Origin of the sequence: Flavobacterium cheonanense, from assembly GCF_039539185.1 — a bacterium.
Taxonomy (GTDB): Bacteria; Bacteroidota; Bacteroidia; order Flavobacteriales; family Flavobacteriaceae; genus Flavobacterium; species Flavobacterium cheonanense.
In genome coordinates, this window is the sequence record NZ_BAABCT010000002.1 from 220,069 (window position 1) to 243,238 (window position 23,170).

15 protein-coding genes and 1 tRNA gene are annotated in these 23,170 nt (G+C 32.0%); 7 read left to right on the forward strand and 9 right to left on the reverse strand.

Going from position 1 to position 23,170, the window contains the following annotated elements; translation table 11 throughout:
* Window positions 1-5 precede the first annotated feature (5 nt).
* Genes nrfD through ABD766_RS04480 form a run of 3 tightly spaced genes read right to left on the reverse strand, consistent with a single transcriptional unit; the run spans window position 6 to window position 5,888 of the window.
* The gene (gene nrfD / locus ABD766_RS04470; protein ID WP_298307852.1) at window positions 6-1,415 is read right to left on the reverse strand and encodes an NrfD/PsrC family molybdoenzyme membrane anchor subunit; all 1,410 of its coding nucleotides are present in this window, start codon (window positions 1,413-1,415) and stop codon (window positions 6-8) included.
* A 37-nt stretch (window positions 1,416-1,452) separates the two neighbouring features.
* Window positions 1,453-4,512, reverse strand: a complete 3,060-nt coding sequence (locus ABD766_RS04475; RefSeq protein ID WP_344815559.1) for a TAT-variant-translocated molybdopterin oxidoreductase — start codon at window positions 4,510-4,512, stop codon at window positions 1,453-1,455.
* Window positions 4,513-4,544: 32 nt separating this feature from the next.
* Window positions 4,545-5,888, reverse strand: a complete 1,344-nt coding sequence (locus ABD766_RS04480; RefSeq protein ID WP_344815560.1) for a c-type cytochrome — start codon at window positions 5,886-5,888, stop codon at window positions 4,545-4,547.
* 216 nt (window positions 5,889-6,104) lie between these two features.
* Here ABD766_RS04480 and ABD766_RS04485 point away from each other — a divergent pair, with 216 nt between their 5' ends.
* On the forward strand, window positions 6,105-6,497 hold the full coding sequence (locus ABD766_RS04485) for an SPOR domain-containing protein (protein WP_298307844.1): 393 nt from the start codon (window positions 6,105-6,107) through the stop codon (window positions 6,495-6,497).
* Window positions 6,498-6,543: 46 nt separating this feature from the next.
* Here ABD766_RS04485 and infB read toward each other — a convergent pair whose 3' ends face one another.
* The 3 genes from infB to rimP are packed head-to-tail and all read right to left on the reverse strand — an operon-like array spanning window position 6,544 to window position 11,096.
* Complete coding sequence (infB, locus tag ABD766_RS04490) at window positions 6,544-9,339, reverse strand: translation initiation factor IF-2 (protein WP_298307841.1); 2,796 nt, start codon at window positions 9,337-9,339, stop codon at window positions 6,544-6,546.
* A gap of 39 nt (window positions 9,340-9,378) precedes the next feature.
* On the reverse strand, window positions 9,379-10,620 hold the full coding sequence (nusA, locus tag ABD766_RS04495; RefSeq protein ID WP_344815561.1) for a transcription termination factor NusA: 1,242 nt from the start codon (window positions 10,618-10,620) through the stop codon (window positions 9,379-9,381).
* Window positions 10,621-10,628: 8 nt separating this feature from the next.
* A complete protein-coding gene (rimP, locus tag ABD766_RS04500) occupies window positions 10,629-11,096 on the reverse strand; it encodes a ribosome assembly cofactor RimP (RefSeq protein ID WP_344815978.1) in 468 nt (155 codons plus the stop codon).
* A 178-nt stretch (window positions 11,097-11,274) separates the two neighbouring features.
* On the opposite strand from rimP, the gene ABD766_RS04505 reads away from it, so the two are divergent.
* Window positions 11,275-12,099, forward strand: a complete 825-nt coding sequence (locus ABD766_RS04505) for a universal stress protein (protein WP_298307837.1) — start codon at window positions 11,275-11,277, stop codon at window positions 12,097-12,099.
* Between the two features lie 93 nt (window positions 12,100-12,192).
* On the opposite strand, the gene ABD766_RS04510 is transcribed toward ABD766_RS04505, so the two are convergent.
* A tRNA-Gln gene (locus tag ABD766_RS04510) sits at window positions 12,193-12,263 on the reverse strand.
* Window positions 12,264-12,458: 195 nt separating this feature from the next.
* Here ABD766_RS04510 and ABD766_RS04515 point away from each other — a divergent pair.
* The 4 genes from ABD766_RS04515 (at window position 12,459) to ABD766_RS04530 (ending at window position 18,564) form a co-directional block, all read left to right on the forward strand.
* Entirely contained in the window at window positions 12,459-13,859 is a 1,401-nt protein-coding gene (locus ABD766_RS04515) for a sensor histidine kinase (protein WP_344815563.1), read from the forward strand.
* Window positions 13,860-13,863: 4 nt separating this feature from the next.
* Window positions 13,864-14,550 (forward strand): response regulator transcription factor, encoded by a 687-nt coding sequence (locus ABD766_RS04520; RefSeq protein WP_344815564.1) that lies wholly within the window; start codon window positions 13,864-13,866, stop codon window positions 14,548-14,550.
* Window positions 14,551-14,662: 112 nt separating this feature from the next.
* Window positions 14,663-17,863, forward strand: coding sequence for a glycosyltransferase family 117 protein (locus tag ABD766_RS04525; protein WP_344815565.1), 3,201 nt, complete (start codon window positions 14,663-14,665; stop codon window positions 17,861-17,863).
* Between the two features lie 68 nt (window positions 17,864-17,931).
* The gene (locus ABD766_RS04530; protein ID WP_344815566.1) at window positions 17,932-18,564 is read left to right on the forward strand and encodes a polysaccharide deacetylase family protein; all 633 of its coding nucleotides are present in this window, start codon (window positions 17,932-17,934) and stop codon (window positions 18,562-18,564) included.
* On the opposite strand, the gene ABD766_RS04535 is transcribed toward ABD766_RS04530, so the two are convergent.
* Together ABD766_RS04535 and ABD766_RS04540 are read right to left on the reverse strand one after the other, a co-directional pair.
* The gene (locus tag ABD766_RS04535) at window positions 18,561-18,857 is read right to left on the reverse strand and encodes a thioredoxin family protein (RefSeq protein ID WP_298116634.1); all 297 of its coding nucleotides are present in this window, start codon (window positions 18,855-18,857) and stop codon (window positions 18,561-18,563) included. The genes ABD766_RS04530 and ABD766_RS04535 overlap by 4 nt on opposite strands.
* A gap of 74 nt (window positions 18,858-18,931) precedes the next feature.
* Entirely contained in the window at window positions 18,932-20,164 is a 1,233-nt protein-coding gene (locus ABD766_RS04540) for a metallophosphoesterase (protein ID WP_344815567.1), read from the reverse strand.
* A gap of 143 nt (window positions 20,165-20,307) precedes the next feature.
* Here ABD766_RS04540 and polA point away from each other — a divergent pair, with 143 nt between their 5' ends.
* On the forward strand, window positions 20,308-23,166 hold the full coding sequence (gene polA / locus ABD766_RS04545) for a DNA polymerase I (protein WP_344815568.1): 2,859 nt from the start codon (window positions 20,308-20,310) through the stop codon (window positions 23,164-23,166).
* Window positions 23,167-23,170 lie beyond the last annotated feature (4 nt).

Genomic DNA, 23,170 nt, shown 5'->3' on the forward strand with positions numbered 1-23,170 from the left:
AAATACTAATGTTTTTCTGAATGATTATGACCTTCTTTTTCTCTTTCTCTCTTATAATTCTCACCAGAAGATTTCAAGATTGTTTTAACCTCCGCTTGAGCAATAACTGGGAAAGTTCTAGCATACAATAAGAATAAAACAAAGAAGAATCCTATAGTTCCAATGAAGATACCAATATCAACAAATGTTGGAGAGAACATAGTCCAAGATGATGGAAGATAATCTCTGTGTAATGAAGTAACAATGATTACGAAACGTTCAAACCACATTCCAATATTTACAACAATTGAGATTATGAAAGAGAACATAATACTAGTTCTCAATTTTTTAGACCACATAAACTGTGGAGAGAATACATTACATGTCATCATTGCCCAATAAGCCCAAGCATAAGGACCAGTTGCTCTATTCAAGAAAGCATATTGTTCATATTCAACACCTGAATACCAAGCAACGAATAACTCTGTGATATAGGCAACACCAACGATAGAACCAGTAATCATGATTACAATGTTCATTAATTCGATATGTTGAATTGTTATGTATGCTTCTAAGTTAGAAACCTTTCTCATAATGATTAATAAGGTGTTAACCATTGCAAATCCAGAGAATACCGCACCAGCAACGAAGTAAGGCGGGAAGATAGTTGTATGCCAACCAGGTACTACCGAAGTAGCAAAGTCAAATGATACAATCGTGTGTACAGAAAGAACCAAAGGTGTTGCTAAACCAGCTAATACTAAAGAAACTTCTTCAAAACGTTGCCAATCTTTTGCTCTACCACTCCATCCGAAACTCAAAATAGAATATATCTTTTTGTTGAAAGGAGTAACTGCTCTATCTCTTAACATTGCAAAATCAGGAAGTAAACCAGTCCACCAGAAAACTAATGATACTGAAAGGTACGTCGAAATTGCGAATACGTCCCAAAGAAGAGGTGAGTTAAAGTTAACCCAAAGTGAACCAAATTGATTAGGAATTGGAACAACCCAATAAGCTAACCATGGTCTACCCATGTGGATGATTGGGAATAATCCTGCTTGAACAACTGAGAAAATTGTCATTGCTTCCGCAGAACGGTTAATAGCCATTCTCCATCTTTGACGGAAAAGTAAAAGTACTGCAGAAATAAGTGTTCCTGCGTGACCGATACCAACCCACCAAACGAAATTGGTAATATCCCAAGCCCAACCTACAGTCTTGTTAAGACCCCAAGTTCCGATACCAGTTGAAATGGTATAAGTGATACAACCTATTCCCCAAAGGAAAGCTGCTAATGCGATTGAAAAAACGGTCCACCATTGTTTGTTTGCTCTTCCTTCAACAGGAGCAGCAACATCGACAGTCACATCGTGATAACTTTTATCACCAATAACTAATGGTTTTCTAATGGGTGCTTCGTAGTGAGACGACATAATCCTTTATCTTGTTTCTTAATTAATCTTTTTTAAACTAGGTATTTCTAACTTTTACGTGGTAGATAACGTTTGGCTTAGTTCCAACGTGCTCTAACAAATGATACATTCTTTTATCTTCAAGTAACTCAGCTACTTTAGATTCTTTATCATTTACATCTCCAAATATCATTGCTCCTGAAGAACATGCATTTGAACAAGCTGTTTGGAATTCACCATCTTTTATTTCTCTTCCTTCACGTTTCGCATCAAGAATAGTTTTTTGTGTCATTTGAATACACATAGAACATTTTTCCATTACTCCACGAGAACGAACATTTACATCTGGATTAACAACCATACGACCTAAATCATCATTCATATGGAAATCAAATTCGCTGTTATTGTTGTATAAGAACCAGTTGAAACGACGTACTTTATATGGACAGTTGTTAGCACAGTAACGAGTACCAACACATCTGTTATAAGCCATTTGATTTTGACCTTGACGACCGTGAGAAGTTGCAGCTACTGGACAAACAGTTTCACAAGGAGCGTGATTACAATGCTGGCACATAACTGGTTGGAATGCCACTTGAGGATTATCCGCAGGACTTTCCATTTGACCAAATCCACCTAATGAACCTTTATCACCAAACAATCCGTCAAATTCTTCTTTTTTCTTGTTGTCACCAACAAAAGTATCTTCAGAAGAATAGTATCTATCAATACGCAACCAATGCATATCGCGGCTTCTTCTTACCTCAGACTTACCAACAACTGGTACATTATTTTCAGCATGACAAGCTATAACACAAGCACCACATCCTGTACAAGCATTCAAGTCAATTGATAAATTGAAATGGTGACCGGTTGAACGATCAAATGATTCCCATAAATCAACTTTAGTTGCTTCTACTTCTTTATGATCTAAAGATACCATAGGAACTGGATTCCATTCTCTGCTATCTTTTGCTGTATTGAAAATTTCAAGTGTAGTTTCTCTAACAATATCTCCTCTACCCATTAAAGTTTTTTGTGATTGAACACAAGCAAACTCATGCTCTCCATCACCTTTAGTGATAGTTGCAGATTGAACGTTGTTAAAATTATTATATAAAGCGTAAGCATTAACACCTACTTGCATTTCTTCTTTCAATGCTGCTTTTTTACCATATCCAAGAGCTAATCCTAATGTCCCTTTAGCTTGTCCTGGTTGAACAATTACAGGTACATTTTCTAATTTTACTCCATTAACAGTTAGAGTAGCATAACTTCCGTTAAGACCTCCATTAGCAACAATTTTGTTTTCTAATTTTAATTTATTAGCATCAAATTGAGAAACAGTAACATAATTATCCCATGAAACTCTTGTAATAGGATCTGGGAATTCTTGTAACCATGGGTTATTTGCTTGTTGACCATCACCTAAACCAACTTTTGTATATAATACCAACTCAAAACCTTGTGCAGGTTTAGATTGAGATAAAGCTGATGCAGCTCCGTTATAATCAGCAGTACCACCAGCTAAAGTGCTAACTCCTGAAACAAAAACACCATCATGAAGTACTTTATTCCAAGATGAACCTGAAATATAACTTGCAGAATTTGCTTTTATATAATCGTAGTAATTTCCAGCTACTCCATTCCAAGACATTAATGATTCTTGGAATTGTTTTGTATTGAATAATGGACGAATAGTTGGCTGAACTAAAGAATATGTCCCTTTTGTCAACATTAAATCGTTCCAAGATTCTAAATAATGTGGTGTTGCAGCTGCAATTGTAGTAAGCTCTGCAGTTTCGTCTTCTTTAAGAGAAAAAGCAACAGATGTTTTAACTTTTTTCAAACCACTAACAAAAGATTTGCTATTTGCTAATGTGTAAACAGGATTAACACCACTCATGATAAGTGTATGAACCAAACCTGCATTCATATCTGAAATTAATTGAGCAACTTTTTCGTTAGATCCTTTTCTGATTAATCTTGCACCAGCAGTTAATAAAGCTTCGCTTTTTAAAACTTGATTGATAGCAATAACTAATAACTGAGCATTTTTATCTTGAATACCAGAAACCAAAAGACCTTTGCTTCCTGCAGATTTTAATTGACTAGCAGCTTTTACAACTTCCGCTTCATTTTCGATTTTTCCTGTTGAAACAGAAGCACCAGTTATAATGTTATATATTTTTACTAAGGCTAATTTTTGATTAGCAATAGTCATTGGAACTCTTTTATCAGCAGCAGCTCCTGACAATGTCATGTTTGCTTCAAATTGAAAATGCTTTGACATTTTTCCTGCTTGAGGAATTCTTCCTTGAGCATAACCTTTATCAAAACCTCCACCTTGCCAATCACCTAAGAAATCAGCATCAATAGAAACAATTGTATTTGCTTTTGAAAAATCATAATCTACTAAAGCTCTTTCTCCATAAACAGATTCGAAAGCATCTAAAGCAGCCGATTCAGAAACAGCATCATAAACTACATGTTTAGCAGTAGGATTTTTTGAGATAAAGTCTGAAATTAATTTTTCTGTAGAAGGACTCGCTAAAGTATTTGTCAATAAAACAACTTGCTTACCAGATGCTTTTGCATCAGCTAAACTAGCTTTAACTTTTGCATCAACTTCATTCCATGTTGCTGACTTAGAATCAACTTTTGGAGAAGTAAGACGCATACTATCATATAAAGATAATACTGAAGCGTGAACTCTTGCATTAGCTGCAAACTTAGCTCCTTCAATTGTATTATTCTCAATTTTAATTGGACGACCTTCTCTTGTCTTTACTAAAAGATTTGCAAAATCAAAACCATCAAACATAGATGTTGCATAAAAATCAGCAACACCAGGAATGATTGTATCTGGTTGAACCACGTATGGAATTGATTTATGAACTGGTCCTTCACATGCAGCTAACGAAGCAGCTGCAGTTGTAAAACCAACGTACTTTAAGAAATCACGACGAGTAGTTGATGAAGATGATAATGATTCGTTTGATAAGAATTCATCCGTTGGGATTTGTTCTACAAACTCATTATTTCTAAGCGTCTCAACAATAGAACTATTTTCGTTTAGTTCCTCAACACTTTTCCAGTATTTTTTGTTAGATGACATCGTATATAAATATTAGCTTCTTAATAATTTGATTAATAGTGACACTTACCACATTCTAAACCTCCCATTTGCGCTGCAGTCAATTTGTCTACACCATATTTTTTAGAAAGTTCTTTATGAATTTTATCGTAATAAGCATTTCCTTCCATTTTAACATCAGTTTTACGGTGACAATCAATACACCATCCCATAGTTAAAGGAGCAAATTGTTTTTGTATTTCGTAAGTTTGAACTTCACCATGACATTTTTGACATTCAATACCCGCAACAGTTACGTGTTGAGAGTGGTTGAAATATGCAAAATCAGGTAAATTATGAATTCTCACCCATTTCACTGGCTCAGTTTTACCAGTATATTTTTGAGTACTTTGATCCCAACCTACGGCTTTATATAATTTTTGAATTTCTTTATCATAGAAAGCTTTTGAGTACTCTTCAGTAGCAGTAGTATCAGAAACTTCAGCAATATTCTTATGACAATTCATACAAACATTTAATGATGGAATTCCTGCATGCTTACTAACTCTAGCAGAAGAGTGACAGTATTTACAATCGATACCATTACTACCTGCGTGAATTCTGTGAGAATAATGAATTGGCTGAACTGGTGCATAATCTTGGTCAACACCAACTTGCATTAAGAAACCATATACAAAATAACCACTAGCCAACAATAAAAATATTGCAGAAACAAGAACTAAAAACTGGTTTTTAGCAAATGCTTTCCAAATAGGCATTGTTGGTTGTTTTGCTGAAGCTTCAATTCCATTTGCTTTAGCAATTTTAGTAAGAACATTGTTAACTAAAAACAACATTACAACTAACATTAACATCACTAAAGCTAAAGCACCCAATATAATGTTATTTGAAAGACCACCATTATCAGACTTTTTTGCATCTGGTAACTCTATCTTATTTTCAACTACTGGTGCTGGCTCCGAAGTGTAAGCTATGATATTATCAATATCAGTAGTTGACAATTGAGGAAACGCAGTCATTACAGACTTGTTGTACTCTTCATAAATTTTTACAGCTTTAGCATCACCAGATTTGATTAATGCTGAACTATTATTTATCCATTTGTACAACCAAGGCATATCATATTTTGCAGCTACACCTCTAAGTGCTGGTCCAGTCATTTTTCTGTCTAAATTATGACATGCCGCACAATTTGCATTAAATAATTCTTTTCCCTTTACCGCATCTCCTCCAGCAGTTGCGGCAGGAGCAGCTGCAGCAGGAGCAGCAGCTGGTGTAGCTGTTGCAGCAGGAGCAGCAGGTTCTTGAGCAAATGAAGACAAAGAGATGGTTAGCATTAAAGCTAATCCAAATGAATAAATTCTAGAAATCGAACTATGGTTACCCACTTTTTTCATATTATAAATGATTATCGACTAAATTTTGGTACGGTTTTTTCTTATGATTAAACAAATTACCAATACACTTTTTTTAAAACTTGAGCAAAAATACGATTTATCAACTATTCTCAAAACCTTAAATATATCTTAATTATCAATTTATATTAATTCTAAATAATATTTTTATTTCGACTTATGTTTTTTCAATTACATTTGCATTAAAATCAAATCATTATGAAATATCTAAAAGAAAAAAGAACTTTAAAACACTTACTATTTATTTTTTTATTTTTCAATTTTAACACCATAAAAGCACAGAATACTAATGTGAATCAAGACCCAAAATTTGAACAATTATTAAACGAAAAAAGAAAGATAAACTCTTCAATAACAATAAATAACAGATATAAAATACAAATATTTAACGGTACAAGCGATGCCTCTAAAAAAACTCTAATACAATTTAAAAAAGAGAACAAAAACTATGATGCGACGATAATATTTAGCACACCTTTATATAAAGTATGGGTAGGCAATTTTAAAACAAGAATTGAAGCTGAAAGAAACTTAAATTTATTAAAGAAAAAATACCCTTCCGCAATTCTAATCAAGCCTTCAAAACAGTAAACAAAAAATCCCGATTGCTCGGGATTTTTTGTTTATAAAATTATAATTACTTAAGTTTTTTCTTAACCTCTACTTCTTGGAACGCTTCTATTATATCTAGTTGTTCTATTTCGTTGTAGTTTTTAATTTGAATACCGCAATCGTATCCTTTAGAAACTTCTTTAACATCGTCTTTAAAACGTTTTAAAGCTGTAAGTTCTCCTGTAAATATTACAACACCCTCACGAATAATTCGTATTTTAGAATTTCTAAAGATTTTACCATCTGTAACCATACATCCAGCAATTGTACCAACCTTAGAGATTTTGAATGTTTCACGGATTTCAGCAGTTCCGGTAATTTCTTCTTTCATTTCTGGAGACAACATTCCTTCCATTGCATCTTTCAAGTCATCAATTGCATCATAGATAATTGAGTAATTTCTGATGTCGATTTCTTCTTTATCTGCAAGTTGACGTGCATTTCCAGCAGGACGAACATTAAATCCAATAATGATAGCATCAGAAGCTGAAGCCAACATAACGTCAGTTTCAGTAATTGCTCCAACACCTTTATGAATAATATTGATTTGAATTTCTTCTGTAGATAATTTAGAGAATGAATTTGATAATGCTTCAACAGAACCATCAACGTCTCCTTTAAGGATAATGTTCAATTCTTTAAATTGTCCAAGCGCAATACGACGACCAATTTCTGCAAGTGTGATATGACGTTGCGTTCTAACAGATTGTTCACGCATTAATTGTGTACGTTTAACAGCAATTTGTTTTGCTTCTCTTTCGTCTTCAAAAACATTGAATTTATCTCCAGCAGTTGGCGCACCATCCAAACCTAAAATAGACATTGGAGTTGAAGGACCAGCTTCTTTTACGCTATTTCCTCTTTCATCATACATTGCCTTAACCTTACCATGATTTTTACCAGCCAATACATAATCACCAACTCTTAAAGTTCCAGATTGTACTAAAATAGTAGAAACATATCCTCTACCTTTATCTAATTGTGCTTCAACAACAGTTCCAACAGCAGGTTTATTTGGATTTGCTTTTAAATCTAATATTTCTGCTTCTAACAATACTTTTTCTAAAAGCTCTTTTACTCCCATTCCCATTTTGGCAGAAATGTCATGCGATTGATATTTTCCACCCCAATCTTCAACAAGTAAATTCATTGCTGCTAATTTTTCCTTGATTTTTTCAGGATTAGCATGTGGTTTATCTACTTTATTTATGGCAAATATCATTGGAACACCAGCTGCTTGTGCGTGACTGATTGCCTCTTTAGTTTGTGGCATGATGTCATCATCGGCAGCGATTACGATAATTGCAATATCGGTTACTTGAGCTCCACGAGCACGCATAGCGGTAAACGCTTCGTGACCAGGTGTATCAAGGAATGTTATTTTTTGTCCGTTATCTAATTGTACAGCATAAGCTCCAATATGTTGTGTAATTCCACCAGATTCTCCAGCGATTACATTTTCTTTACGGATATTATCTAACAAAGAGGTTTTACCGTGGTCAACGTGACCCATTACAGTAACTATAGGTGCTCTTGTTACTAAATCTTCTTCTCTATCCTCAACAATTTCTATTGCTTCCTCAAGATCAGTTGTAATAAATTCAACTTCATAACCAAACTCATCAGCAACAATAGTTAATGTTTCAGCATCTAAACGCTGATTCATTGTAACCATAATTCCTAGAGACATACAAGTACCGATAACTTTAGTAATAGGCACATCCATCATAGTAGCAACTTCACCAACAGTAACAAATTCTGTAACTTTGATAGTTTTGCTTCCTTCGTCTAATGCTCTTTGCTCATCATCTGAACGTTGACGGTGGGTATCTCTTTTATCTCTTCTATATTTTGCAGCTTTAGATTTTGAACCTTTCCCTTGAAGTCTTTCAAGAGTTTCTTTGATTTGGTTTTTAACTTCCTCTTCTGTAGGCTCAACTTTTTGAACTATAGCTGGTCTATTTCCTTTTTGGAAACCTCCACCACCTGGTTTGTTAGCAACAAATTTATTACCACCTGCACCACCTGGTTTATTTTGTCCTCCAGCAGCATTGCCTCCAGCATTCCCAGGACGAACTTCACCTGGTTTTGGTGGAATTCTTTTTCTCTTATTTTTGTTTGGATCAACCTTATTAGCACTATTGATTTTAGGTGGAGTGGTCTTTTTAGGTTTATTAAATTGAGATAAATCAATTTTTTGACCTGTTAAAGTTGGTCCAGAAAGGTTTTGATATTGAGTTGTGTGTGTTTCATCTTCAACTGGAAGATTATCAGCTAATTTATCAACTTTTACTTCTTCAACTTTTGCTTCAACAACAACCTCTTTTTGACTAGGTTTTTCTTCAGCTAATGTAGGTTTTTCTTTAGATTGAACAGGTTTCTCTTTTAAAGGAGCTGATTTTTCCTCAACTTTTGCTTCTGATTTTACACTTTCAGGTTTATTTGCAGGAACCTGTTTAGGTTCTAAATCAATTTTACCCACTTGTTTTGGCCCAGAAACGACAGCTTTAGCTTTAATAACTTCAAGACGTTGACGCTCTTCTTCTTGTTTTCTTTTGTCTTCTATCTCTTTTTCTCTTTCAAGACGAAGGGCTTCTTTTTCTTTCTTAATTTCTTCGCTAACACCTTTGGACGCTTCTTTGTTGCCTTTGTCGCCGGCAAATTGATTTTGTAGAATATCAAATTCTTTATCGGAAATCTTAGCATTTGGGTTTGCATCAATAGCAATTCCTTTATCCTTAAGATAATCGACAGCTCTTTCTAATGAAATGTTTAATTCCCTTAAAACTTTGTTTATTCTAATATTTCTTTCTTCAGACATAAAATCTTTTATAAATTCTTTTTTTATTGGGGTGAAAAATTAGTCTTCAAACTCTTCTTTCAATATGCGCATTACTTCTTGTATTGTTTCTTCTTCTAAATCGGTTCTTCTAGCTAAATCGGCAACATCTTGTTTTAAAATACTTTTTGCAGTATCCAACCCAATTTTTGCAAATTCATCAATAATCCAGCCATCAATTTCATCTGAGAATTCAGTTAATTCAACATCATCATCTTCTGCTGTGCTTCCTTCTCTGATAACATCTAATTCGTATCCAGATAATTGACCTGCTAATTTAATATTTTGTCCTCCACGACCAATTGCTTTAGAAACTTCTTCTAATTTCAAAAACACTTCAGCATGTTTTGTTTCTTCATCAATTTTCACAGAAGAAACTTTTGCTGGACTTAATGCTCTTGTAATCAATAGAGAAGCATTAGTTGTATAATTTATTACGTCAATATTTTCGTTACCTAATTCGCGAACGATACCATGAATACGAGACCCTTTCATACCAACGCAAGCTCCAACAGGATCAATTCTATCATCATAAGAATCAACAGCTACTTTTGCTTTTTCACCAGGAATTCTTACGACTTTTTTAATCATAATTAAACCATCGAAAACTTCTGGAATTTCTTGTTCAAATAATTTTTCTAAAAACTTCTCAGAAGTTCTAGACATAATGATTTGAGGTTTATTTCCTTTTAATTCAACGCTTTCAATAATTCCTTTAACATTATCTCCTTTACGGAAAAAATCAGATGGAATTTGTTTTTCTTTTGGTAATACAATTTCGTTTCCTTCATCATCAACCAAAATTACAACTCTTGGACGAACATGGTGTACTTCTGCTGTATAAATTTCACCAATAATATCTTTAAATTGTTTGTACAAGTTAGTATTATCGTGTTCGTGAATTTTTGAAATTAAATTTTGGCGCAAAGCTAAAATAGCTCTTCTTCCTAAATCTATTAATTTAACTTCTTCAGAAACTTCTTCTCCAATTTCAAAATCAGGTTCTATTCTTCTAGCTTCTGTAAGTGTAATTTCTTCATTTTCTAAATCTAAATCATCATCGGCAACAACAATTCTTCTTCTCCAGATTTCCATATCTCCTTTATCAGGATTTATGATAATATCAAAATTGTCATCAGAACCATACTTCTTTTTTAAAGCATTTCTAAAAACATCTTCCAAAATCGCCATAAGCGTTACTCGATCAATAAGTTTATCATCTTTAAACTCTGAGAATGATTCGATTAATGCAATATTTTCCATTATTCTATTTAATTAAAATTTATTGTAACAACTGCTTCTATTATTTCTGAGTAAGGTAATTCTAATTTTTTTTTAACTGTTTCCTTCCCTTTTCCTATTTTTTTTGGTTCTCTTGTCATCCAAGATAAAACTATTTTTTGCTCATCTGCATCAATCAATTCTGCCTCTATAGTTTCTTTTCCGGTTTTAACCTTTAAATTCCTTCCTATGTTCTTTATGTATTGTCTTTTTAATTTTAATGGCGAACCAACACCAACAGACGCTACTTCAAGCTCAAAATCATGCTCTTCTCTATCTAGATTATTTTCAATAATTCTACTTACATCTATACAATCTTGAAGATTAACACCCTTATCACCATCCAAAGTTACAATAATTTTGTAATTATCTGAAATTGATAAGTCTATCAAAAAGATTTCTGGTTTTTCAGACAAACCTTCTTCTAAAAGTTTTGCAACTTGTTCTCTAAATGTCATATTCTTATAAAAAGAGGGAAGCAGTGCTTCCCTCATTATTTAGTTTGTACTAATAAATAATGCTGCAAATATAGTCTTTTTTTTTATATGACAAATATCATTTAGAAATCTTAAAAAAAATTCTTACCTTTAACCTTTGAAATTTAATTTGAATAAAACCAATAATTTACAAACTATCATGAAAAAAATCCTAATCCCTACAGACTTTTCTCAAAATGCTGAATATGCTTTAAAAGTTGCTGCACAAATTGCTAAAAAAAATAATGGCGAAATTATTTTATTACACATGTTAGAATTTCCAAATCAAGCAAGTGACGCTATCGGATCTGGTGCAGCTATTCCAGAAATCATGTTTTTCAAAAATGCCGCTATAAAAAAATTAGAAGACCTTATGGATGAAGATTATCTTGATGGTTTAAAAGTTTCTGAAATTGTGCAATTTGAATTGGCTTTTGATGGTATCTTAAAAATTAGTCAACTAAACAATGTAGATTTAATTGTAATGGGTTCGCATGGTGCAAGTGGCTACAAAGAAATGTTTATTGGTTCTAATGCCGAAAAAGTAGTCCGTAACTCTGAAGTTCCAGTATTAATTATTAAAAAAGAAGAAAACGATTTTACTGTAAATAATTTTGTTTTTGCATCAGACTTTAGTGACGAAGTAAAAAAACCATTTGAAAAAGTAGTTGATTTTGCAAACAAATTTGATTCAACATTACATTTAGTTATGGTTAATACACCAAACAATTTTAAATCAACTTCTACATCTGAAGAAACAATGAAAAGATTCCTTTCTAACTTCAATGTTCAAAAAGTTGAGACACACGTGTACAATGAAACTAATGTTGAAAAAGGAATATTGAACTTTTCAAATAGTATAAATGCTGACTTAATAGGAATGAGTACACATGGAAGAAAAGGTCTTTCACATTTCTTTAATGGAAGCATTAGTGAAGACTTAGTTAATCACGCTACAAGACCGGTTATTACATTTAAAATATAACAATCATATAAAATAAAAATCCATCAATTAAATTGATAGATTTTTTATACTTATTAAAATAAAAAATCCCAACATTTCTGTTGGGATTTTTTGTTGGTCTACTAGGACTCGAACCTAGAAAGACTGCACCAAAAACAGTTGTGTTACCATTACACCATAGACCAATAAGTGCTTTAATGCGGGTGCAAATTTAATACAAATTTTATTTTAAGCAAACATTTATTCAACTTTTATTTAAAATTTTAAAAAATGAATTTAATCCGAAACCTAATGTGCTAATTTTATACATATTACAAAACCACCATTTTCTCCATAGAATGTATTTGAAAGTTAATCGTAGGTTAAAGGAAGAATAAAAAATGATTTTTACAATAAATCGTGCTATTTTTGAATCTGATTTTATTATGAAGCGAAAAATAAACATATTAACTCTTTTATCAGGATTTATCCTTGTAGTGCTTTGCGTCATGCAATATTACTTGGTAAAAACTACTTACAATTATAAAGTAGCGCAATTTCGTCTTGAAGTAAAAGAAAAACTTGCCTCTATTACAAATGATTATAGCGATATTGACAGTACTTTATTTAACAATAAAGATTTCATGTACAAAGAATTAGCAGAAAACTATCTTATTGATAGAAATTATAGAAGTCAAATAAAAAAACAATTCATAGAAAATCATTTTAGAAAGCAATTAACCGAAAAACTACAAAAGAAATTTGAAAAAGAGTTTCCAGATAACGAAATCGATTTTGCAATAATCTTAAACAAATTTGTAATCTACAACAACACTAAAAAAGCAGATACATTATTTGCTGCAAAACCTTTTATTGAAAACAAAATGTATGGCAATTTAGCTTCGCTTGAAGACGCTTTTTTAGTTAGAAACTACGTTGGAACCACAAGTTCAAATACATCAAAATCAAATTACAAATTGCTTACTGAGGATAGCTTATATGTTTCTGTAAAAAACTGGGAATTAATTATTCTTAAAAGAATGTCTTTATTGCTGTTTTTTGCAATTGCCTCAATTATTACCTTAATCTCGATATTTGTAGTAACTCTAAAATCATTAATAAAACAAAAGAAAATTAGTGATATTAAAACAGATTTCATAAACAACATTACTCACGAACTAAAAACACCACTTACAACTTTATCGGTTTCTACAAAAATATTGGAGCGTAAAGAAGTAAAAGAAAATGATTTAGTTTACAACCAATTGATTCAAACTATAAATCGTCAAAATGAGCGTTTACAAAGTTTGATAGATCAGGTAATGAGTAACTCCTTAGGTTTTGAAGAAATTGAATTGCAAAAAGAAAAAACAAAAATTAATGCTTTCTTGGAAACCATAGTAAATGATTTCAAAATGGCTAATCCTAGAATTGATATTAAAACAAATTTTAATTCAGAAACACAATTAACTTTAGACAGATTTCATCTCACAACTGCAATAATTAATGTTTTAGACAATGCTGTTAAATATGGCGCCAAAACCATTTTCGTAACAACAAATTTGCAAAATAATGAATTCAAAATTTGTATTGAAGATGACGGAATAGGAATTGCAAAAAACAAACAATCGTTACTTTTTGACAAATTCTATAGAGTTGAACAAGGAAACCTTCATAACACAAAAGGTTTAGGACTTGGACTGTATTATGTAGACCAAATTATTAAAGCACACAAAGGAACTATTAACTTGGTGAGCGAATTAGGAAAAGGAACACAATTCATTTTATCAATTCCATCTTAGTGTTATGAAAAAAATACTTTTAGCCGAAGATGATTTTGATTTTTCAAATGTATTAATTCAGTACTTACAGCTTCATGATTTTGATGTTGTTTGGGCAGAAAACGGAGTTAAAGCATTAGAAATTTTTAAAAGAAATAGTTTTGACATTTGTATTCTAGACGTTATGATGCCAAAAATGGATGGTTTTTTATTAGCTGAAGAATTAATAAAAATAAATCCTGAAACACCTTTCGTTTTTCTCACTGCAAAACAATTGAAAGAAGATAGAATAAAAGGATTACAACTAGGAGCAGATGATTATATTGTCAAGCCTTTTGAAGTTGAAGAATTAATTTTAAGATTAAATAACATTTTAAAAAGAAGTGAACTCAATTTTAAGACACCAACAGTTGAAGAAATTTCAATAGGCAAGTACATTTTTGACACCAAAAGGTTATGTTTAAAAAAAGATAATAGTACACAACAACTAACTGAAAAAGAAGCACTACTAATTGAATATCTTTATCAAAATAGAAATCAATTAATTAAAAGAGAGGCTATCTTAAAAAATATTTGGAAAAATGACGATTACTTTTCAGGAAGAAGTATGGATGTATTTATAACTAAAATCAGAAAGTACTTTCAAGAAGACAAAAATATTTCAATTGAAAGCACAAGATTTATTGGATTAGAATTTAAAATTAAAGAATAATTAATAAAAAACTTTTAGCAGCAAGTAATTAAGAAAATTTTATCAACCTCAATTTATGTGGTTTCGATAAAAAAATAGTTTCTTTGCATCTGAATTAACATCATAATTATATATGACAACATTTGATTTCAAAAAGTGGAATAACATTTTAGGTTGGGCTGCTTTTTCAATTGCACTGATAACCTATACATTAACAGTAGAGCCCACAATGAGTTTCTGGGATTGTGGAGAATATATTGCAACAGCTGCTAAACTTGAGGTAGGACATCCACCAGGCGCGCCATTATTTCAAATGCTTGGAGCTTTCTTTGCAATGTTTGCAACTAGTAGCGACAAAGTAGCTTTTATGGTTAACATGATGTCTGTGTTTTCTAGTGCTTTCACCATTCTTTTTATGTTTTGGTCTTCTACCATTTTGTTAAAGAAAATCATTTCGTCATATACAGAAATAGACAACAATAACATCAAAGTTATTTTAGGAAGTTCATTTGTTGGAGCATTAGCATTCACTTTTTCAGATAGTTTTTGGTTTAATGCTGTTGAAGCAGAAGTTTATGCAATGGCAACTTTACTTATTGCACTACTTTTTTGGCTTGGCTTAAGATGGGAACAAGAAATGCATGAGCCAAAAGGAAACAGATGGTTATTACTAATTAGTTTAGTAGTTGGTTTATCGTTTGGTGTTCACTTTATGGCTTTATTAACCATTCCTTCAATTGGTTTTTTATACTTCTTTAAAAACTACAAAAAAGTAACTGTTACAAATTTCATTCTAGCCAATATAATTATTATTGCAGTATTACTTTTCATTTTTAAGCTTTTATTGCCTTACACATTAGCTTTCTTTGGTAAAACTGAAATTTTCATGGTAAACAACCTTGGGTTACCTTTTAACTCAGGAACTATTTTTGCGTTACTTCTTATTGTAGCTTTCTTTTATTTTGGATTGAGATACACTAGAAAAAAAGAACATCCAACATACAACACTGTTTTACTTTGTATTCTATTTGTATTAATAGGATTTTCAACTTGGATGATGTTACCTATTAGAGCTAATGCAAACACACCAATAAACGAAAATAAACCATCAGATGCTGCCGAAGTATTAGCTTATTACAATCGTGAACAATACGGAATCAATCCATTATTTTATGGTCCACAATATACTGATGCCTTTGCTGGTTTGGATGAGGATAATCCATATTTAGACAAAGCTCCAAACTATGAAAGAGACGAAGCTTCTGGAAAATATGTGATTGTAAACGATTATAAAAATGCAGAGCAAAACACCGATGATAATCATAAAGCAATACTTCCAAGAATGTGGAGTACTGACAACATTGAAGGATATATAAATTTTACAGGAGTTCCAAAATTCAAAGTAAAATCTGAATATGTTGAAGAAAAAGAATTAACCGACGTTGTTGCAGAATTCAGACAAGCCTACGCAAGTGGCAAAATTGATAATGATGGTTATGTTTCTTTCTTAAAAGCATATGGTGACTATCTTGACATTGAAAAACCATCAACTTTTGACAATCTTAGTTTTATGATTGAATATCAATTTGGTTATATGTATGGTCGTTATTTGTTATGGAATTTTGTTGGAAGACAAAACGACAATCAAGGTAGATATGATAATCTGGATGGGAACTGGTTAAGCGGAATAAAATTCATTGATGAAATTCACTTAGGTTCACAAGAAAATTTAACTCAAGATATTAAAAATAATAAAGGAAGAAACTTATACTATTTTATACCTCTATTTTTAGGTTTGATTGGTTTGATGTATCATGCACAAAGAGATTTAAAAAGTTTCTACGTATTATTGGCTTTGTTCTTATTTACAGGATTAGCATTAAAAATTTATCTTAACGAAAGACCATTTGAACCTCGTGAAAGAGATTACGCTTTAGTTGGCTCATTTTATGTATTTGCAATTTGGATTGGTTTTGGAGTTTATGCAATCTATGAAATGATAAAAGAAAAAGTAGCTGCAAAAATTGCCGGACCAATAGTAGTTGCTATAAGTTTATTGGCTGCTCCTGTTTTAATGGCATCACAAAACTGGGACGACCATGATCGTTCAGGAAGATATACAGCATTAGCAATGGCTAAAAATTACCTTGACTCTTGTGGTCCAAATGCTATACTATTTACAATTGGTGATAATGATACCTTCCCATTATGGTATGCTCAAGAGATTGAAGGATACAGAACCGATGTGAAAATTGTAAATACTAGCTTATTAATGACCGATTGGTACATTGATCAAATGAAACTTAAAACCTATAAAGCAGATGGTTTACCAATTTCATTCGAGCATCAGCAATATGTAGCAGATAACAGAGACGCTATTCTATTTAATAAGCAAACTGAAAACAGATGGTTACTTAAAGATTTTATAAACTTTGCGAAAAGTGAAGACACCATAACTACTGTTGAGATGCAAAGCGGACACAAACTTCATTTCTTTCCAACAAATAAAGTTAGAATTCCTATTGATAAAAATGCTGTGATAGCAAATAAGGTTGTTAATCCAGCACAAAATGATTCGATTGTTCCTTTTATTGATATCGACTTAAAAGGTGGTGCGTTATATAAGAATCGACTAATTATGTTTGATATTTTAAACAACAATAATTGGAAAAGACCTATTTATTTTAGCCCAGGAAGTTTTGGAGATGATGATTACCTATGGATGAAAGATTATCTTCAGCTTGATGGTATGGTGTATAAATTAGTGCCAATAAAAACTCCAGTAATTGAAGAAAACTATCCAGATATGGGGCAAATTGATACAGAAAAAATGTACAAACTTGCAACCAATTGGAAATGGGGTAATGGAGAAAGCACTAAAATTTATCATGATCCAGAAACTAGAAGAAATAGTATTTCATATAGAACCAATCTTTCTAGATTAATGGAATTATTGATAAAAGAAGGTAAAATTGATAAGGCCAAAAAAGTTATTGATTTGGCAATTACTAAGACACCAATAGATTATTATGGTTATTATTTAACTCTTGAACCATTTGTTGGTGGTTATTATAAAACTGGCGAAAAACAAAAAGCAAGAGATTTAATAACTAAACTCGCATCAAAATATAAAGACAACTTGAGATATTATAGTACTTTCAATTCTTCTGACCAAAGTTTTATGGCTACAGATATCGTTACCGATATAGAACGTTATAGAAGTTTATTAAAAGTAATGAAAGCTAATGGTGATATTGAATTTTATGACAAAAACAGAAATGAATTTAATAGTTATAATAATCGATTCCCAAGATTTCAACGCGATATGGAATAATTGATTTTATAAAAATAACAAAGTGCCGATAGATTAATTTATCGGCACTTTTTATTTACATTTGAATTATGAATTGGGTAAAAGCACATTGGATATTTAAGAAACTATTTTCAAACTATGTTTGGGATATTCCTAACAATGAAAACAAAGTCTATTTAACATTTGATGATGGACCAACTCCTGAAATCACAGAATGGGTTTTATCAAATTTAAAAGAATACAATGCCAAAGCAACCTTCTTCTGCATAGGAGATAACGTTAGAAAATATCCGGATATTTTTCAGAAAGTAATCAACGAAGGACATTCTATTGGAAATCACACTTTCAATCATTTAAATGGATGGAAAACTAATACTTCAGATTACATTAAAAATGTCAAATTATACGAAACTGAACACTGCAAACTGAACACTGAATACTGCAAACTATTTCGTCCACCTTATGGCAAAATAAAACCATCGCAATCTAAAATATTACGAAAATTTGGTTATAAAATAATAATGTGGGACATCATTTCTTATGATTTTGATAATACAATTTCTATGGAAAAATGTTTAGAAAATGTTTTAAAAAATGTAAAATCTGGAAGTATTATCGTTTTTCACGATAGCAAAAAAGCATTCACGAACTTGGAATATGTCTTACCAAGAACCTTAGAATTCTTAAAGAAAAAAGGATTTGTTTGTGAAAAAATTGATTAGACTTGTTCTTGAACTAAACCAATTATAGTATTAGCATCCAATTCACCTGATTGTCTCCACACCATTTGACCTTCTTTATAAATCATAAGTGTTGGTAAACCTTTTATTCGAAGTGCTTCGGCTAATTCTTGGTTTTTATCCACATCAATTTTAATCACTTTTGCTCTATCGCCAAGCGCTGCCGCAACATCTCTAATAACTGGATGCATCGACACTGAAGATTCGTTCCACTCTGTGTAAAAGTCAATTAACACAGGAACTTGAGCATTTATAAGTTCGCCAAATTTTGACATAAAACCTAGTTATTTATATGTTCTTTTTATAAAAAAGAAAGTATTAGTAATACAAATGTAGCATTTTTAACTAATTATACTACATTTTTGCCTTTTTTTAGTTCAATTACAGTAATTTCAGGCATAATTCCTACTCTTCCAGGGTAAGCATGAAACCCAAAACCTCTATTTACGTAAATATATTTTCCAACATTTTCATATAAACCAGCCCATTGTTTGTAAACATATTCCACAGGACTCCATTTTATAATTCCTGGAATTTCTATTCCAAATTGAAATCCGTGAGTGTGTCCAGAAAGTGTTAAATGGAAATTTTTAGGATGATCTTTTACTTCTGCATCCCAATGACTTGGATCGTGACTCATTAAAATTTTGAAATCTTCTTTGTTCAAGTTTTCTGAAGCTTTATTCAAATCACCAACTTTCTTGAATTTTACACCCCAATTTTCAACACCAACCAATGCAATTTCGTCGTTTCCTTTTTTTATTTTCGTATTTTCGTTCAACATCAACTTGAAATCTATTTGTTGATGTAAATCTTTGATGTCTTCAAAATTTTTATTTTTTGCTTCCTCCGATTTCCAATCTACATATTCACCATAATCATGATTTCCAAGTATAGAAAATTTTCCAAATTCATAATTTTTAATCTTCTTGAAAGTATCAATCCATGGATGCATTTCGGTTGCATGAGTATTTACAATATCGCCAGTAAATAATAACAAATCTGATTCTTGCTCATTAATTAAATCAACTGCATAGCTAATCTTTTCAGGATTATCAAAACTACCACTATGAATGTCCGAAATTTGAGTGATTTTAAAACCGTCAAAAGCATCTGGTAAATCATCAAAAAACAACGTTTGTCTTAATACTTTATAATTGTATTTCCCAATCGTCATTCCATAAATCAATGATATAAATGGAACTGCTGCAATTCCAAGCGCAACTTGACTAATAAACTTTCTTCTTTCAGGTAAAAAAGTATCATTTCCATAATTTGTAAAATAATTCTTAGTTCCTAACATCAATCTAAGAGTATCTTCAAGGAGCATTATAAATGTTATCAATAATTTTGGAACAATAACTAATAACATAACTCCAATGGTCATCATAAACATTTGAGTTTGACCTACGCCTCTATCAAATTTAGAAAAACCATAAAAAACAAAAGCCACTGCAAGAACAGAAATTATAATATAAGTAAGTTTAACCCATCTTACTTTAGTAAAAGTTTTAACAGCTTGAAATGCATAAATTTCAATGATTGCAATAATCACGAAAAGGATAATCCAACGTGCAGACATTCTAATATTTTTTGCAAATTAACAAAGAAAGATGTTGCCAAATACTTTTGTTAGTTATATTTTAACATTGGTTTAAATTCACTTAGAAAAGAAACAAAGTTTTTGAAACTTTATCTATTTTTACAAATTCAAATTTTATTTTTATGTCACAAAAACGCCTTTACCTTCTTGATGCCTACGCACTAATTTTTCGCGGATATTTTGCCTTTATAAAAAACCCAAGAATCAATTCTAAAGGAATGGATACTTCGGCCATTATGGGATTTATGAATGCTTTAATGGATGTAATCAAACGAGAAAAACCCGATCATTTAGCCGTAGCTTTTGACAAAGGTGGAAGCGATTACCGTTACGAAATGTATCAAGAATATAAAGCAAATCGAGACGAAACTCCAGAAGCAATTAAAATTGCCGTTCCGTATATTCAAGAATTGTTAAAAGCGATGCACATTCCGATTATGGAAAAAGCAGGTTTTGAAGCCGATGATTTAATTGGAACGTTGGCAAAACAAGCCGAAAAAGAAGGTTACAAAGTGTACATGGTGACACCTGATAAAGATTTTGCGCAATTGGTTTCCGAAAATATTTTTATGTACAAACCAGCAAGAATGGGTAACGACATTGAAATTTGGGGAATTCCAGAAGTCTTAGAAAAATTTGAAATCGAACGACCAGAACAAGTAATAGATTTCTTAGGAATGATGGGTGATGCAGCCGATAATATTCCGGGATTGCCTGGCGTTGGTGAAAAAACAGCGAAGAAATTCTTAAAAGAATATGGTTCGATGGAAAATCTTTTGGCGAATACACACGAACTAAAAGGTGCGATTAAAGATAAAATTGAAGCCAATGCTGAGTTGGGATTATTGTCAAAAAAATTAGCTACTATCTTACTCGATTGTCCAGTGGAATTTAATGCAGAAGATTTTGAACTTTCAAAACCTGATGTTGAAAAAACTGATGCGTTGTTCAACGAATTGGAATTCCGTCAAATGAAAGCACAGTTCGATAAATATTTCGGAACTGGAAAAGAGTACGACGAGATTGACACAAATGGTAATGGAACTTCAAGCGATACGCCACAACCAGCCAAAAAAGCTCCAGCCAAAAAATCCAACGAAGATCAATTTGATTTGTTCGGATTTTCTGATGAAGAAAGTGGCGAAGTCAAAACAAATTCGTTTTACGCAACTTTAGAAACCACCAACCATAATTATACGATAATTCAAGGTGATTTGGGTACAAAATTGTTTTTGCAAAATTTACTCAATCAAACTTCAGTGTGTTTTGATACCGAAACTACCGGAATTGATGCCTTAAATGCTGAACTGGTTGGAATGTCATTTTCTTGGCAAAAAGGCGAAGCATTTTACGTTCCATTTCCAGAAAATCAAGAAGAAGCGCAAGTTTTAGTTGATAAATTCAAGCCATTTTTTGAAAATGAAAACATCGAAAAAATTGGTCAAAATATAAAATATGATTTGAAAATTCTTTCTAATTATGGAGTTCAAATCAAAGGCAAATTATTCGATACAATGATTGCGCATTACTTAATCAATCCAGATATGCGTCATAATATGGATGTTTTAAGTGAAACTTATTTGAAATATTCGCCAAAATCAATTGAAGATTTAATTGGTAAAAAAGGTAAAAATCAAAAATCAATGCGCGATGTTTCTTTGGAGGAAATCAAAGAGTACGCTGCCGAAGATGCTGATGTAACGTTTCAATTAAAACAAAATTTCAGTCCGATTCTAGACAAAGCCGAAACCAAAAAACTTTTTGATGAAATCGAAATTCCACTTATTCCAGTTTTGGCTGCAATGGAATTGGAAGGAATCAATCTTGACGTTCCGTTCTTGAAAGAAATGTCGGTTGAAATGGCAAAAGAAAGTTCAGAATTAGAACAAAAAATCTATGAAACTGCTGGCGAGAAATTCAATTTGGCTTCACCAAAACAATTAGGCGACGTTTTATTTGACAAAATGAAAATTGGCGGAGCAAAACAAAAGAAAACCAAAACTGGTCAATATGCGACTGGCGAAGAAGTTTTGAGTTACTTAGCCAACGAACACCAAATTGTAAAAGACATTCTCGAATGGCGTCAAATGGTAAAATTGCAAAGTACTTACATTGATGCCTTACCGAACCAAGTCGATAAAAAAACTGGACGTGTTCACACCGATTATATGCAAACTGTAGCAGCGACTGGTCGTTTGAGTTCGAATAATCCAAACTTGCAGAACATTCCAATTCGTACTGAACGCGGACGATTAATCAGAAAAGCATTTATTGCTCGTGATGAAAATTACACCTTAGTTTCTGCCGATTATTCGCAAATAGAACTTCGAATTATCGCAGCACTTTCTGGTGAAGAAAATATGATTAAAGCCTTTCAAAACAACGAAGATATTCACAGAAGTACCGCTGCAAAAGTGTTCAATGTACCATTAGAAGAAGTTACAAAAGAACAACGTAGCAATGCCAAAACGGTGAATTTCGGAATTATTTATGGTGTTTCAGCCTTCGGACTTTCTAATCAAACATCGCTTTCACGTAAAGAAAGTGCTGAGTTGATTGATGCGTATTATGCGACTTATCCAAAACTGAAATCGTACATGAGCAATCAAGTAGATTTTGCAAGAGAAAACGGTTATGTACAAACGGTTTTAGGAAGACGTCGTTATTTAAAAGACATCAATTCGGCCAACATGATGGTGAAAAGTGGCGCTGAACGAAATGCAGTTAACGCACCAATTCAAGGTTCGGCAGCAGATATTATCAAAATTGCGATGATTAATATTCACAAGAAACTAACTTCTGAGAATTGGAAATCAAAAATGTTACTTCAGGTTCATGACGAACTTGTATTTGACGTTCACAACTCTGAATTAGAAAAAATCAAACCAATGATCAAACACGAAATGGAAAACGCCTTTAAAATGGATGTTCCGTTGGATGTTGAAATTGGTGTTGGGAAAAATTGGTTGGAAGCACATTAATCAT